Below are 12979 nucleotides of genomic sequence, written 5' to 3'. Positions count from 1 at the left end.
CGCCGAGAGGACGTGGCAGCGACATGAGACAGACCGAGGCCATAGATGCCATAGCCGGGGCGGCCATGGCCGACGGGCTCGTCGAGGCAGCGCTTCTCAAGGGCTCGTTCGGCCGCGGTGACGAGGACGCGTTCTCTGACGTCGACCTCTACCTCGTGGCCTCGCCCGCCGCGCGAGAGGCCGTGCTCGCGCGGCGGCGAGCATACCTGGCCGCCTTCGACGAGCCGGTCTTTCTCGAGGAGGTGAGCTTCGGGCTACCGCAGCTCGTGGCAATTTTCGACGACGCGACCCACGTTGACCTCTACGTGGCGCTGAGGGAGGAGATCGGCCACGAGGACCCCATCCGCGTGTGGAGCGACCCGAGTGGCCTGTTCGAGGGCTTCGCATGGGAGCGCGCGGCGGTGAGCGACGAGACCCTGGCACGGCTCTTCTCGAGCGCGCTCTACGGCATCGTGGAGGCCGACAGCGCCTATCGCCGCGACAACTACGCGTGGGCGGCCAAGATCCTAGGCGACGCCGCCGGGTCCGCCGCCGTCCTGCTGCGCTGGTCGGACGACCCGACCCACGCGTTTCTCGGCCTCAAGAAGCTCAACCAGATCGTGTCGCCGGAGCGCTACCGCCTGCTGGAGGGTATCTACGCCCACCTGAGCGGGCCGGAGCTGCCGCGGGCCGCCAGGCTCCTGACGCAGGCACTCGGCGCGTTTCTCGCCGAGGCGGGGCCGTCCCTGCGTGCGCAGCTTGACCTCCGCTTCTGGGAGTGGGTTCGCTCGGGCCTGGGCACGACGCTCTTCCCCGCCGGGCGCTGACGCGGCGATCCGCCTGGGCAGCAGGAGACGGAGGCCTCACGCTCTCGATACGCCGCATGACCGAGAAGGACCTCGGGCCCCTCACGGCGCTTCTCGCCGCCCGGGCGCACGCGGGCGGGCGAGATGCGGTCATCGAGTGCTCCCCCAGTCACGCAGCAAGCCGTCGGGTCGCCGAGAAGTGCGGCTTCATCGTGAGCTGGACACGCGACGACCTGCTTGTTCTGCGTCTGGCCGCGACGGCCACGCCGTAGCGCGCGCAGTGCCTCCGAGCGTCGGGGCGCACATTTCTGAGGTTCTTCTCGCCTCTCTCAGCTTGCGTCCGTGAACTTGAGTCCGCACAATTCCCAAATTGTGCGGATAGTGCCCCGGACAACCCCGATTATCTAAGCGCGAGAAGGACCTCAACTGGCGCTTTGCACTCAAGTGCCCGCCCGCGGGCGCACAATTCCGGAATTGTGCGGAACGGGCAGGGCAACGCAGGCGGGTGCGGAACGGGCAGGGCAACGCGGGCGGGAGCCCCACGGGCGGGGCGGCCGCCCGGCCCGCGGAGCCAAGCAAAACCCACTCTGCAGCTAGGAATATAATCCCAGCTCAGGGCCGTCTGAGAGCCATTTTTGGCTATACGCCGCTAACAGTTGCGCACGGGGGCGGAAACGTGTAAAAAAATAGCAAGACCTGGGCAGGGGGCCCAGGCAGGAGAGAGGATTCCAACATGAAGGCTACGGTCAACGAGGATTGCATCGGCTGCGGGCTCTGCGAGGGCACCTGCCCCGACGTCTTCTCCATCTCCGACGACGGCGTCGCCGTCGCCATCGAGGAGGACGTCCCCGAGGACGCCGAGGACAGCTGCCAGGAGGCTGCCGACAACTGCCCCGTCTCCGCCATCACGGTCGAGTAGCTCGGGCGCACTCAGCACGCTTGGCGGGGGTCGCGTTGCGGCTCCCGCCTTTTTTGTAGGCACGTTTGGAGGTTGCCCATGATCTTGGCCTCGCAGTCGCCACGCCGCAGGGAGCTGCTGGAGCAGGCCGGCTTCGAGCTCTCGCTCGCGCCCGCGGACATAGACGAGTCCCGCCTCCCCGGCGAGAGGCCCGTGGAGCTCGTCGAGCGCCTCGCGCGCGAGAAGGCCGAGGCGGCGCTCGCCGGGCTCGGGGCCGCGCGCCTCGCGGGGCAGGGCGCGCTCGTGGCCGCCGACACCATCGTCTGGACCGCAGACGACGTGCTCGGCAAGCCCGCCGACGCCACCGACGCCACGCGCATGCTGCGTGAGCTCTCGGGTCGCACGCACCACGTCTCGACCGGCGCGTGCCTCGTGGCGCTTTCCCCCGCCGGCGAGCCCACGGCCCGCACGAGCTTCGTGGAGACCACCGACGTCACCTTCTGGGACCTCACGGACGAGGAGGTCGCCGCCTACGTGGACTCCGGCGAGCCGCTGGACAAGGCGGGCGCCTACGGCATCCAGGGGGCGGGCCGCCTGCTCGTGCGCCGCATCTCGGGAGACTACCAGAACGTCGTCGGGCTGCCGGTGGCGCGCCTCGTGCGCGAGCTCGGGAGGCTGCTCGGCACCCAGGACCTTGTTGCCGCCTCGATCAGAGAGGGAGGACCCCTTGCCTAGCGAGAAGGGCGCCGAGCGCGCCATCACGAGCGTCACGCAGATCCCCGGCATCCTCGCCGGCCACGCCACGCTGCCCGACGCGGCCACGGGCTGCACCGTCATCGTCTGCCCCGAGGGCGCGACGGGAGGCGTGGACGTGCGCGGCGGCGCGCCCGCCACGCGCGAGACCGACCTGCTTCGCCCCGAGGAGACCGTCGACGTGCTGCACGCCGTCGTGCTCTCGGGCGGCAGCGCCTACGGACTGGCCGCCTCCTGCGGCGTGGCCGAGGAGCTCGAGCGCCGCGGCTACGGCCTCGACGTGGGCGTGGCGCGCGTGCCGATCGTCTCCGGCGCGTGCCTGTTCGACCTCGCGTGCGGCGACCCGCACGTCCGGCCCGGCGTCGAGGAGGGCCGCGCGGCGTGCGCGGCGGCCTTCGGGCGCGCCGGGGAGCCGCTGGAGCGCGGCAACGCGGGCGCAGGGGCAGGCTGCACCGTGGGCAAGCTGGCAGGTCCGGGGCGTGCGATGAAGTCCGGCCTCGGGGAGGACGTCGAGTGCGCCGGAGAGCTCGTCTGCGGCGCGGTCTCTGCCGTGAACGCCTGCGGCGACGTGCGCGACCCGGACACGGGCGAGATGGTCGCGGGGATGCGCACCGAGGACGGCCGCGCGCTCGCGAGCAGCACGGATGCCCTTCTCGGCGGGTACGCCCAGATGCCGCTCGAGCGCACCAACACCACCATCTCCTGCGTAGTCACCAACGCGCGTCTCACCAAGGCGCAGGCCACCAAGGTCGCGCAGATGGCGGCCGACGCTTACGCGCACGCCATCTCCCCCACCCACACCACCAACGACGGCGACACCGTCTTCGTGATGGCGACCGGCGCGGTTGAGGCGCCCGTGGACGCGGTGGGCGCCCTGGCCGTCCGCGCGCTCGGGCGCGCCATAGCCGACGGTGCGCGCCAGGCCGAGGGCGCCCACGGCTACCCCGCGGCGCGCGACCTCGGCGGCTCGCAGGGGTGACGTTCCCCGAGGTTCTTCTCCCCTGTCCCTCAAAACGGACACCCCGTGCCCGCGCCATCTATGTCACCCCCCCCAAACCCACGTTTATCGACTCGGTCCGTAGGTTTAGGCGGCATTAAGCAAACTGAACCCTCCCAAACCAACGATCTGACGAGAAGAACGTGGGTTTGGGAGGGTCAACTATCCCAGATGGGACCGGACCGCGCAGGTGGGCGCTAGTTGAACTTCACGAGCTTCTGCGCGGCGCGATACCCCGCCAGCGTGAGCGCCCTGCCCACGGTGCCGGGCAGGTTGGTGGCGAGCCCCACCACGCCGTGGCGCGCGCGGCGGTACATCCGGTGGTCGTAGGCCCTGAGCTCGTCCCAGAGCCTCTGCAGCTCGTCCATGGCGTCCGGACGGTCGCTCTTCTTGGAGAAGACCGAGCAGATGGCCATGATGATCGTGAAGTAGTTCATCATGTAGCTGCGCAGCTTGGCCGAGGAGATGTCGTCGTAGACGTGGTAGGCGTGCATCATGACGCGCGCCACGCGCCAGTAGTGGTCCACGCGGCTCGTGAGGACCTTGTCGTTGACGGACTGGTCCTCGCGCCCTATGAAGTAGCGGTAGACGTCCACGTCGAGGTAGTAGATGCTGCGGCAGGCCGGGAACGGGACGTAGGCGTAGATGTTGTCCACGTAGAAGGTGTGCGGCGGCATGTCGAGCCCGGCCTCGCGCAGCACGTCCACGCGGTACGTGAGCGCGTGCATGAGCAGGTACTGCCACATCATGAAGTGGCCCATGTCGTTCCAGGTGAAGACCTTGCCCACCGGCAGCACGCGGCGGTAGTCAACCACGTTGCGCGTGTCGTCCTCCACGTGCTCGTAGACGTAGTTGGTGATCACGAGGTCGACGTGCTCCCCGAGCTCGATGAAGTGGCGCAGCTGGGCGAGAAGCGCGCTCACGGCCTCGGCGTCCACCCAGTCGTCGGAGTCGACGTTCTTGAAGTAGACGCCGCTCGCGTTGCGCACGGCCTGCATGACCGCGGCGCCGTGGCCCCCGTTCTCCTGGTGGATGGCGCGGATGATCTTGGGGTGGCGCTCGGCCCACTCGTCGGCCTTGGCGGGCGTCTCGTCCTTGGCCGAGCCGTCGTCCACGATGATGATCTCGACGTCCTCGGCATAGCCCGTGCCCTCCAGGATGGACTCGATGCAGTGGTCCATGTAGGCGGCGGAGTTGTAGCACGGGATGCCGAAGGTGATGGTCTTGTTCATGTCAGTCCTTGTCCGCAGGCATGGGTCGGGCCCCTTCCGGGGCCCGACGCGCGCGAGCGTCTACGTTAGTTGTGCTGGGCGATGATCTCGTCGGAGAGGTCGAGCGCTGAGGCCACGACCCCGTCCATGTCGTAGTAGCGGTACTCCGCCAGGCGCCCCACGCAGTGGAAGTTCACCAGGCCGGAGACGCGCTCGCGGTAGCGGCGGTACAGCTCGAGGTTCTCGTCCTCGAGGATCGCGTAGTAGGGGGTCTCGCCGGAGCCGGGCGTGTAGGCCTTGGAGTACTCCTTCATGATGGTGGTCTTGCCGGGCACCACCTGGCCGGTCATGTTCTTGAACTCGGTGATGCGCGTGAAGTCCTCGCTCGTGGTGTAGTTGACGGTGCCCACGGGCTGGAACTGGTCCATGTCCAGGGTCTCGAAGACCATGTCGAGCGTGCGGTACGGCAGCGCGCCGAGGTCGAGGCCAAAGAGCTCGTCAAGCGGGCCGGTGTAGATGATCTCGCCGCCGTAGGGGCGCCCGCACACGCTCACGCTCGTCTCCGTGACGCCGAGCACCTCGCGGGCGTCCACGCCGAGGAAGACGTCGATGAGGTCGTGGTCGAGCATGTGCTCGAAGAGCGCGGTGTAGCCCTCGGCCGGCATGCCCTGGTGCGGGGCGCCCGGGAAGTAGCGGTCGTCGTCTCCGACGAAGACGGGCACGCGGCCGGTGATGGACGGGTCGATCTGGTCGGGCGTCTGGCCCCACTGCTTCATCGTGTAGTGGAGGAAGACGTTCTCGAAGACGTAGTCGGCGACCTCGACGAGCTCCGGGTCGTTCTTCTCGCGGAGCTCCATGATCGGCACCTTCTTGTTCTCGCCGAAGGTGGCCACGAGCTTCTGGTAGAGCTTCTCGCCCTTCTCCTCGCCAAAGGCGAGCTTGAGGGAGCGGTGGTTGAAGGGCACCGGCATGAGCGTGCCGTGGATGTTGGCCAGGACCTTGTGCTGGTAGTCGGTCCACTCGGTGAAGCGGGAGAGGAACTCGTTCACGCGGTCGTTGACGGTGTGGTAGATGTGCGGTCCGTACTTGTGCACGAGGACGCCCGCCTCGTCGGTGTAGTCGTAGGCGTTGCCGGCGATGTGGTCGCGGCGCTCGAGCACGCAGACCTTGAAGCCGCACGACTCGGCCAGGCGGCGCGCGCAGGTGGCGCCGGCATAGCCTGCCCCCACGATGATCGCGTCATAGGCGTCGGGCGAGAAGCCCGCGGGCAGACCGTTCTCGATACCCATTGATAATCCTCTCTGCAAGCTCCGGGGGCGCGCCCCGCACACGGCGAGAAGGACGAGCGCGCTCGCCCAATCGTCCGCTCGATTCTAGCACCTCGCCCCTATAATGGTCCCGGGCGTGCGCCCGCACCGCCAACCTGCACATATTTGCGGCGTGAGCGCGCAAGGATTCGAGCGTTTTGTGAAGGAGCGCACATGAGCGATTTTCTCGCACGGATGAAGGCCGCCGCGAAGGCCTACAAGAAGACGATCGTCCTGCCTGAGGGCGAGGACCCGCGCACCATCGAGGCCGCGCGCAAGATCGTGGCCGAGGACCTCGCCGACCTCGTCATCCTTGGCGACCCGGCCAAGATCGACGTGGAGGGCGTGACCGTCATCGACCCGACCTCGCCCACCGCCCCCAGGCACGAGGCCTACGCCCAGAAGTTCGCCGAGCTGCGCGCCAAGAAGGGCGTGACCATCGAGCAGGCCCGCGCCCAGATGATGGACGCCACCTACTACGGCACCATGATGGTCAAGATGGGCGACGCCGACGGCCTGGTCTCCGGCGCCTGCCACTCCACCGCCAACACGCTGCGTCCGGCGCTCCAGATCCTCAAGACCGCCCCGGGCACCAAGCTCGTCTCCGCCTTCATGGTCATGTGCACGCAGACCCCCGAGTTCGGCGAGGACGGCACCCTTGTCTTTGCCGACTGCGGCCTCAACATCGACCCGACCTCCGACGAGCTCTCCGAGATCGCCATCGCCTCGGCCAACTCCTTCGCCACGTTCATGGACGACGTCGAGCCCAAGGTGGCCATGCTCTCCTACTCCACGATGGGCTCGGCCGGCGGCGACACAGCCAAGAAGGTCCAGGAGGCCACCAAGTTCGCCAAGGAGAAGGCCCCCGAGCTCGCCATCGACGGCGACCTGCAGCTCGACGCCGCCATCGTGCCCGAGGTGGCCGCGCTCAAGGCGCCGGAGAGCGCCGTGGCCGGCCACGCCAACGTGCTCGTGTTCCCCAACCTCGAGACCGGTAACATCGGCTACAAGCTGGTCCAGCGCTTCGGCCGCGCCGAGGCCTACGGCCCCATCCTGCAGGGCATCGCCAAGCCGGTGAACGACCTGTCCCGCGGCTGCTCCGCAGACGACATCGTGGGCGTGGTGGCCATCACCTCCGTCCAGGCGCAGATGAGCGAGTAAGCTCAGGCCCTGGCGAGAAGAACCTCACGTCCCAGACGTACGGCCCGGTTGCACGCGCAGCCGGGCCGCTTTTTAGCTCTGCATCATCGCGTTAAACAGCGGTCTAGAGTTTTGCCGCATCCTCGATCTCCGCGCGGATGGTCCAGTTCTCCCCCGGAGTCACCTCAGCCTCGAAGACGCAGTTGAGTCCGTTTCTCATGGCAAGGTCGATGAGGCGGCGGTCCATGGTGAAGAGCGTCGCGGCGTTCCTACGGGCGAGGACGAAGTAGAAGATGTCATAGGGCGAGTGTCCCAGACGCAGCGACTCGCTCAGCGCCTCCACATAGAGGTCCTTCATAGGCACAAAACGATCGACCATCGAGATAGCCGCCTCGACCTTTTCCTTCACCTCTTTGTCGCTCATGAGTCCCGCGCGAGCATATTTAGTAAACGCGCTGAGCACCTCACCGTAAAGGAGATCCACCGAGATGATTGTCTCCCCGTTGTAGACAAGTCCCTCGAGAGTGCTTCCCGCCTCGGTACGCTGCACCATCTCAAGCGCTGCGCACGCGTCGAGGACAATCATCGGGAATCACGCAGCTCACGGATGATTTCCTCCGGAGTGGGAAAGTCCTCCGGAATCTCGGCCTTGGGCATGGCGTCAATCCGGGCGAAGATCGCCTTGCGCTTGGCGATGCGCGCCTGGCGCTCTTCCTCCTCGGTGAGCTGGCGCGCCGGCTGCTCTGCGGGCGGCACCATCCTCAGGTGCTCCTCGATGGCAACGGTCGCCTGTTGCGCAAGGCTGCGGTGCTCGCACTCGGCGCGCAGCTTGAGCTCGTCGTAGAGCCCCTGCGGAAGGTCGCGTATCTGCAAGGCAGGCATGCTCTCTCCCCTCTTCGCATGCGTTTTGCATGCAGTATACATCTTCTGGTGGACGGGGTTGTTGCGCCACCCAGGAGCGCTCGTCGAGGGTCGGACCCGATCGACAGCAAAGCCCGAGCCAAAGTCACGGAATCGAGGATCGAGGCGTGACTTTGGCTCGGGCTAACGGTCAGTCGTGCATCGGAACGGGCCGCGCGTGCGCTACCCCATGATCGGGTGCGGGCCGGCGGCGCGCACCTCGGGGGCCATCGTCTTGAGGCGCTTCTCGGCGTTGTCCACGAACATCTGGGCCAGGCGCTCGGCCGTCTCGTCGTAGGCGGCGCGGTCCTCCCAGGTGTTGCGGGCGTTGAGCAGCTCGGAGGGCACGCCGGGGCAGGTGGTGGGCACGTCGAGGTTGAAGCGCTCGTCGTGCACGAACTCGCAGTCGTCGATGATGCCGGTCTGCGCCGCCTCGACCATCTTGCGCGTGTAGGCGAGCTTCATGCGCTTGCCGGTGCCGTAGGGGCCGCCGGTCCAGCCGGTGTTGATGAGGTAGACGCGCACGCCGCCGGCGTCGATCTTCTCGCCGAGCATCTGCGCGTAGACGTTGGGGTCGAGCGGCATGAACGGCTCGCCGAAGAGCGAGGAGAACGTGGGCTGCGGCTCCACGACGCCGCGTTCGGTTCCAGCGACCTTGGAGGTGAAGCCGGTCATGAAGTGGTACATGGCGGCGTTGCGGTCGAGCTTGGAGATCGGGGGCAGCACGCCGAAGGCGTCGGCCGTCAGGAAGATCACGACGTCGGGGGTGCGCTTGGCGCGGCCCTTGGCCACCGCGCCCGGGACGAACTCGACCGGGTAGGCCACGCGGCCGTTCTCGGTGAGCGAGGTGTCGAAGTAGTCCGCCTCGCGCGTCTCGGGGTCGATCACCACGTTCTCGCACATGGAGCCGAAGCGGATGGCGTTCCAGATCTGAGGCTCGGTCTCCGGCGTGATGTCGATGGTCTTGGCGTAGCAGCCTCCCTCGATGTTGAAGACCTTGTCCTCGGCCCAGCCGTGCTCGTCGTCGCCGATGAGCAGGCGCCCCTCGGCGGCCGAGAGCGTGGTCTTGCCCGTGCCGGAGAGGCCGAAGAAGACCGTGGTGCCGTGCGAGGTGGGGTTCATGTTGCAGGAGCAGTGCATCGTGAGCACGTGGTCCTCGACGGGCATCAGGTAGTTCATGACCGAGAAGATCGCCTTCTTGATCTCACCGCTGTACTGGGTGCCCACCACGAGGATCATCCGCTCCTGGAAGTTGATGAGGACGGCGGCCTCGGAGTGAGTGCCGAAGACCTCCGGGTCGAGCTTGAGGGAGGGCGCGGCCATCACGCAGAAGTCGGCGTCGCCGAAGTCGCGCAGCTCCTTCTCGTCCGGGCGCACGAGCATCTGGTGGACGAAGAGCGCCTGGCTCGCGAGCTCGCAGATGGCGACGATCTTGCGGGAGTAGCGGCGGTCGGCCCCCGCCAGGCCGTGCACCACGAAGAGACGGCGCTCGGAGAGGTGACCGATGACCTCGCTCTTGACCTTCTGGTAGTTCTCGACGCTAAAGGGCACGTTGACGCTGCCCCAGGCGATCTTGTCGTGCACGTCGGGCGTGTCCACGATGAAGCGGTCCTTGGGCGAGCGGCCCGTGTACTGCCCCGTGATGACGGAGAGCGAGCCCGTGCTCGTGAGCTCGCCCTCGCCGCGCTCGACGGCCGTCTCTATGAGGACCGCGGGAGACGCGTCGATGACGGTCTTCTCCTCGGTGTGCGCGATGCCGTAGCGTGCGAGTTCCTCGATGATCATGCGTACCTCCTTCGGACGGCACGGAGCCGCCGTGAACGATGACTGCGAGACGAGCGCCTCAGAGAGCGCCCCTAAGATTGTTCCCCAAAGCGGGAGCGCACCAAGCAAAGTTAACAAAGACCGAACCGTTTTCAAATCTTGACCCCGCTTGCCCGATAAAAACGCTCGCTCGCGGGAGAGCGCACTTGCGCTAGGAAAAACTAGGCTATTGTTTTGAGTGTATGAGTTTCAACGACGGGAGGAACCATGTCGGAGATCGTCTCCATCTCGGACGGCACGGTCGGCGCACGCATCGACTCCATGGGAGCTCAGCTCATGAGCCTCACGCTGGGCGGCGCGGAGTACCTCTGGCAGGGCGACGAGCGCTTCTGGCCGCGCCGGGCCCCGGTTCTCTTCCCCATCGTCGGCTGCCTGCGAAACGACCACGCCAAGAGCGCACAGGGTCCCGTGAGCCTCAAGCGCCACGGCATCGCGCGCCTCTACGACCACGCCGTCGTCGAGAGGGGCGAGAGCCACGTGACCTTCGAGCTCTCCTCCACGGACGAGACGCGCGCGGCCTACCCCTTCGACTTCCGCCTCAACATGACCTACGCCGTCGCGGACGGCGCGCTCTCCCAGACCTTCGCCGTGACCAACACCGGCTCGGTCGACCTGCCCTTCACGCTCGGCGGCCACCCGGCCTTCAACGTGCCCGCGCCCGGCGACGAGGGGGCGTCCTTCTCGGACTACGCGCTCGTCTTCCCCGAGCGGTGGACGGCCGTCGTACCCACGATCGACGAGGCGGGGCTGCACGACTTCTCCGTCACGCACGAGGTCATGCGCGACGCTGACCGCCTGCCCCTCTCCCACGAGCTCTTCGAGCGCCTGCTCACGGTGGTGCTGGTCGACGTCCCCGGGCGCAGCGTGCGCCTGGAGGGGCCGGCGGGCCACGGCGTGGAGGTGTCCTTCGACGGGTTCGACTACCTGGGCGTGTGGACGGCGTCCGTGGACGCGCCGTTCGTGGCGATCGAGCCGTGGGTGGGCTGCGCCACCGCCTACGACGAGTCCGACGTCTTCGAGGAGAAGCGCGGCACCATCACCCTCGCCCCGGGTGAGTCCTGCGAGAAGACCTTCTCGATGAGGCCCCTCTAGTGGCCGCCGACATACGCCCGGCGACCGAGGCAGACCTCGACGCGGTGGCTGCGATCTACGACGCAGCCCGGGCCTTCATGCGCGCCAACGGAAACGACGTGCAGTGGGTGGGCGGCTACCCCGGCCGCGAGAGCGCCGCGCGCGACCTCGCGGGCGGCTGGCTGTGGGTGCTCGACGAGGGAGCGGGCCCCGTGGGCTGCATGAGCGTGCTGCCGGGGCCGGACCGCACCTATACCTCGATAGAGGGCGAGCCGTGGCTCAACGACGGGCCCTACACCGTGATGCACCGGCTCGCGGTGGCCGAGAGCGGGCATGGCCGCGGGGGCGCGCTCCTCGCCTGGCTCTGCGAGCGCCACGACAACGTGCGAGCGGACACGCACGAGCTCAACCTCCCCATGCAGCGCGCGCTCGAGCGCGCGGGCTTCGTCCGCCGCGGCACCGTCATCTGCGACGACGGCACCCCGCGCGTGGCGTACCACTTCGTGCGCGCCTAGCGGCACGCCTCGACGAACGAGCGCCACAGCGAGAAGTCCGTCTCGAGGCTGCGCCAGGTGTACTCGGGGTGCCACTGCACGCCGAGCGCGAAGCGCCTGCCCTCGACCTCGATGCCCTCCGGCACGCCGTCCGTGGCGCGCGCCACGAGCCGCACCCCCTCGCCGAGCCGCTCGACACAGCAGTGGTGGCTCGAGTTGGCCTGCACGAGCGTAGCGCCGCCGAGCGCGCGGGAGAGCAGCGACCCCTCCTCTACCTCCACCGGGTGCACGGGGTCCGTGAGCACCATCTGGTGGCGCCACAGCGCCATCCCCTCGCGGGGCTCGAGGCCCGGAACGTCCATGCAGAGCGTGCCGCCGAGGACCACGTTGAGGAGCTGCGTGCCGCGGCAGGTGGTGAAGACGGGCTTGTCGAGCTCGAGCGCGCGGCGCAGCACGCGGCCCTCGAACGCGTCGCGCTCGTGGCACAGCAGCGCCTCGTCGTAGCCGGAGTCGTCCCCCCACAGGCGCGGGTCGACGTCCTGGCCGCCCGGCACCGCGATGCCGTCGGCCATCTCGAGGTAGCCGTCGATGACGCCCTCGTCCTCCGTGAGCGCCATCATGAGCGGCGTGCCCCCCGCGGCCACGATGGCGTCCGCGAAGACGCAGGCCATGGTCTCCTCGGGCGCGAGCGGCTCAGGCACGCGCACGCTCGGGACCTGCTGCTCCCAACGCGGGGTGATGAGAATCAGGGGGCGACGTGAGGCCATGCGGGATGGCTCCTTTCGAAATCGGAAGGCTCGTTGATGATGCGGTAGGGTCAGGGGCCTGGCTAGTGGCCCTTGATGGAGTCCAGGAAGTCGCGGGCGCGCTGGGTCCTGGGGTGGTCGAAGAACTCGTCAGGGGCGCCCTCCTCGACGATCTGGCCGTCCGCCATGAAGACCACGCGGTCGGCCACGCGCCGGGCGAAGTTCATCTCGTGCGTGACCACGACCATCGTCATGCCCTCGCGCGCGAGCTCCACCATGACGTCGAGCACCTCGTTGATCATCTCGGGGTCAAGGGCGCTCGTGGGCTCGTCGAACATCATGGCCTTGGGCCTCATGGCGAGCGAGCGGGCGATGGCGGCGCGCTGCTGCTGCCCGCCCGAGAGCTGCGCGGGCACCTTCTGGGCCTGCTCGGCCACGCCCACGCGCTCGAGCAGCTCCATGGCGCGCCTCTCGGCCTCGTCCCTGGGGACGCCGAGCACCTCGCGCGGGCCCAGGGTCACGTTGTCGAGGATCGTCATGTGGGCGAAGAGGTTGAACTGCTGGAACACCATACCCAGCTCGGCGCGCATGCGCGTGAGCTCGGCGCCCTCCTGCGGCAGCGGCTCGCCCTCGATGAGGATCTCTCCGGAGTCTATGGTCTCGAGACGGTTGATGGTGCGGCACATCGTTGACTTGCCCGAGCCGGAGGGCCCGATCACCACGAGCACCTCGCCCTTCTCGACGGTGAGGTTGATGTCTCGCAGGACGTGCAGGTCTCCGAAGTGCTTGTCGACGTGGCGAAGCTCGATGACGGGCACGCTCTTCTCGGCGGCACTTTGCTCTTTCATGGCTC

Annotated in this window: 15 protein-coding genes; 8 read left to right on the top strand and 7 right to left on the bottom strand. The window is 67.9% G+C overall.

The window, feature by feature from the left end; translation table 11 throughout:
- The first annotated feature begins 23 nt into the window (after positions 1-23).
- From B5F23_RS00160 to B5F23_RS00140, 5 genes are all read left to right on the top strand, one after another.
- Positions 24-806 carry a nucleotidyltransferase domain-containing protein gene (locus B5F23_RS00160; RefSeq protein WP_087350123.1) on the top strand — a complete coding sequence of 261 codons (783 nt, stop codon included), beginning with the start codon at positions 24-26 and terminating at the stop codon, positions 804-806.
- 56 nt (positions 807-862) lie between these two features.
- Positions 863-1057, top strand: coding sequence for a hypothetical protein (locus B5F23_RS00155; RefSeq protein ID WP_087350120.1), 195 nt, complete (start codon positions 863-865; stop codon positions 1055-1057).
- A 461-nt stretch (positions 1058-1518) separates the two neighbouring features.
- On the top strand, positions 1519-1704 hold the full coding sequence (locus B5F23_RS00150; protein WP_087350116.1) for a ferredoxin: 186 nt from the start codon (positions 1519-1521) through the stop codon (positions 1702-1704).
- 78 nt (positions 1705-1782) lie between these two features.
- Positions 1783-2418, top strand: coding sequence for a Maf family protein (locus B5F23_RS00145; RefSeq protein WP_087350113.1), 636 nt, complete (start codon positions 1783-1785; stop codon positions 2416-2418).
- The gene (locus B5F23_RS00140; protein WP_241145746.1) at positions 2411-3415 is read left to right on the top strand and encodes a P1 family peptidase; all 1005 of its coding nucleotides are present in this window, start codon (positions 2411-2413) and stop codon (positions 3413-3415) included. Before B5F23_RS00145 ends, B5F23_RS00140 begins: the two co-directional genes overlap by 8 nt.
- A gap of 215 nt (positions 3416-3630) precedes the next feature.
- Here the strand turns inward: B5F23_RS00140 and B5F23_RS00135 are convergent, their stop codons facing one another.
- Positions 3631-4665, bottom strand: coding sequence for a glycosyltransferase family 2 protein (locus tag B5F23_RS00135; protein ID WP_087350110.1), 1035 nt, complete (start codon positions 4663-4665; stop codon positions 3631-3633).
- 65 nt (positions 4666-4730) lie between these two features.
- Positions 4731-5933 (bottom strand): UDP-galactopyranose mutase, encoded by a 1203-nt coding sequence (gene glf / locus B5F23_RS00130; protein ID WP_087350107.1) that lies wholly within the window; start codon positions 5931-5933, stop codon positions 4731-4733.
- A gap of 192 nt (positions 5934-6125) precedes the next feature.
- On the opposite strand from glf, the gene pta reads away from it, so the two are divergent.
- Positions 6126-7112 (top strand): phosphate acetyltransferase, encoded by a 987-nt coding sequence (pta, locus tag B5F23_RS00125; RefSeq protein WP_087350104.1) that lies wholly within the window; start codon positions 6126-6128, stop codon positions 7110-7112.
- Between the two features lie 103 nt (positions 7113-7215).
- Here the strand turns inward: pta and B5F23_RS00120 are convergent, their stop codons facing one another.
- The 3 genes from B5F23_RS00120 to pckA form a co-directional block, all read right to left on the bottom strand.
- A complete protein-coding gene (locus B5F23_RS00120) occupies positions 7216-7677 on the bottom strand; it encodes a type II toxin-antitoxin system VapC family toxin (RefSeq protein WP_087350100.1) in 462 nt (153 codons plus the stop codon).
- The gene (locus tag B5F23_RS00115) at positions 7674-7973 is read right to left on the bottom strand and encodes a hypothetical protein (RefSeq protein ID WP_087350097.1); all 300 of its coding nucleotides are present in this window, start codon (positions 7971-7973) and stop codon (positions 7674-7676) included. Before B5F23_RS00115 ends, B5F23_RS00120 begins: the two co-directional genes overlap by 4 nt.
- Positions 7974-8174: 201 nt before the next feature.
- Positions 8175-9776, bottom strand: coding sequence for a phosphoenolpyruvate carboxykinase (ATP) (gene pckA, locus B5F23_RS00110; protein WP_087350094.1), 1602 nt, complete (start codon positions 9774-9776; stop codon positions 8175-8177).
- A 246-nt stretch (positions 9777-10022) separates the two neighbouring features.
- On the opposite strand from pckA, the gene B5F23_RS00105 reads away from it, so the two are divergent.
- Together B5F23_RS00105 and B5F23_RS00100 are read left to right on the top strand one after the other, a co-directional pair.
- Positions 10023-10907: an aldose 1-epimerase family protein gene (locus B5F23_RS00105; RefSeq protein ID WP_087350091.1), complete on the top strand. Its 885-nt coding sequence runs from the start codon at positions 10023-10025 to the stop codon at positions 10905-10907.
- Complete coding sequence (locus B5F23_RS00100) at positions 10907-11401, top strand: GNAT family N-acetyltransferase (RefSeq protein ID WP_087350088.1); 495 nt, start codon at positions 10907-10909, stop codon at positions 11399-11401. The genes B5F23_RS00105 and B5F23_RS00100 overlap by 1 nt, the downstream gene beginning before the upstream one ends.
- On the opposite strand, the gene B5F23_RS00095 is transcribed toward B5F23_RS00100, so the two are convergent.
- A complete protein-coding gene (locus B5F23_RS00095; RefSeq protein ID WP_087350085.1) occupies positions 11398-12147 on the bottom strand; it encodes a gamma-glutamyl-gamma-aminobutyrate hydrolase family protein in 750 nt (249 codons plus the stop codon). The two genes, B5F23_RS00100 and B5F23_RS00095, sit on opposite strands and share 4 nt — an antisense overlap.
- Positions 12148-12209: 62 nt before the next feature.
- The gene (locus tag B5F23_RS00090) at positions 12210-12974 is read right to left on the bottom strand and encodes an amino acid ABC transporter ATP-binding protein (protein WP_087350082.1); all 765 of its coding nucleotides are present in this window, start codon (positions 12972-12974) and stop codon (positions 12210-12212) included.
- Between the last annotated feature and the right edge of the window lie 5 nt (positions 12975-12979).

The organism is Olsenella sp. An188 (assembly GCF_002160255.1).
In the GTDB taxonomy this organism is placed as follows: domain Bacteria; phylum Actinomycetota; class Coriobacteriia; order Coriobacteriales; family Atopobiaceae; genus Thermophilibacter; species Thermophilibacter avistercoris.
This window is presented reverse-complemented; position numbering and strand designations above follow the sequence as displayed.

Excerpts from the sequence above, each read along its gene's own strand:
- B5F23_RS00160 (WP_087350123.1), top strand. The coding sequence starts at position 24 with ATGAGACAGACCGAGGCCATAGATGCCATAGCCGGGGCGGCCATGGCC.
- B5F23_RS00115 (WP_087350097.1), bottom strand. The coding sequence starts at position 7,973 with ATGCCTGCCTTGCAGATACGCGACCTTCCGCAGGGGCTCTACGACGAG.
- B5F23_RS00145 (WP_087350113.1), top strand. The coding sequence starts at position 1,783 with ATGATCTTGGCCTCGCAGTCGCCACGCCGCAGGGAGCTGCTGGAGCAG.
- B5F23_RS00135 (WP_087350110.1), bottom strand. The coding sequence starts at position 4,665 with ATGAACAAGACCATCACCTTCGGCATCCCGTGCTACAACTCCGCCGCC.
- pta (WP_087350104.1), top strand. The coding sequence starts at position 6,126 with ATGAGCGATTTTCTCGCACGGATGAAGGCCGCCGCGAAGGCCTACAAG.
- pckA (WP_087350094.1), bottom strand. The coding sequence starts at position 9,776 with ATGATCATCGAGGAACTCGCACGCTACGGCATCGCGCACACCGAGGAG.
- B5F23_RS00150 (WP_087350116.1), top strand. The coding sequence starts at position 1,519 with ATGAAGGCTACGGTCAACGAGGATTGCATCGGCTGCGGGCTCTGCGAG.
- B5F23_RS00090 (WP_087350082.1), bottom strand. The coding sequence starts at position 12,974 with ATGAAAGAGCAAAGTGCCGCCGAGAAGAGCGTGCCCGTCATCGAGCTT.
- glf (WP_087350107.1), bottom strand. The coding sequence starts at position 5,933 with ATGGGTATCGAGAACGGTCTGCCCGCGGGCTTCTCGCCCGACGCCTAT.
- B5F23_RS00120 (WP_087350100.1), bottom strand. The coding sequence starts at position 7,677 with ATGATTGTCCTCGACGCGTGCGCAGCGCTTGAGATGGTGCAGCGTACC.
- B5F23_RS00095 (WP_087350085.1), bottom strand. The coding sequence starts at position 12,147 with ATGGCCTCACGTCGCCCCCTGATTCTCATCACCCCGCGTTGGGAGCAG.
- B5F23_RS00155 (WP_087350120.1), top strand. The coding sequence starts at position 863 with ATGACCGAGAAGGACCTCGGGCCCCTCACGGCGCTTCTCGCCGCCCGG.
- B5F23_RS00105 (WP_087350091.1), top strand. The coding sequence starts at position 10,023 with ATGTCGGAGATCGTCTCCATCTCGGACGGCACGGTCGGCGCACGCATC.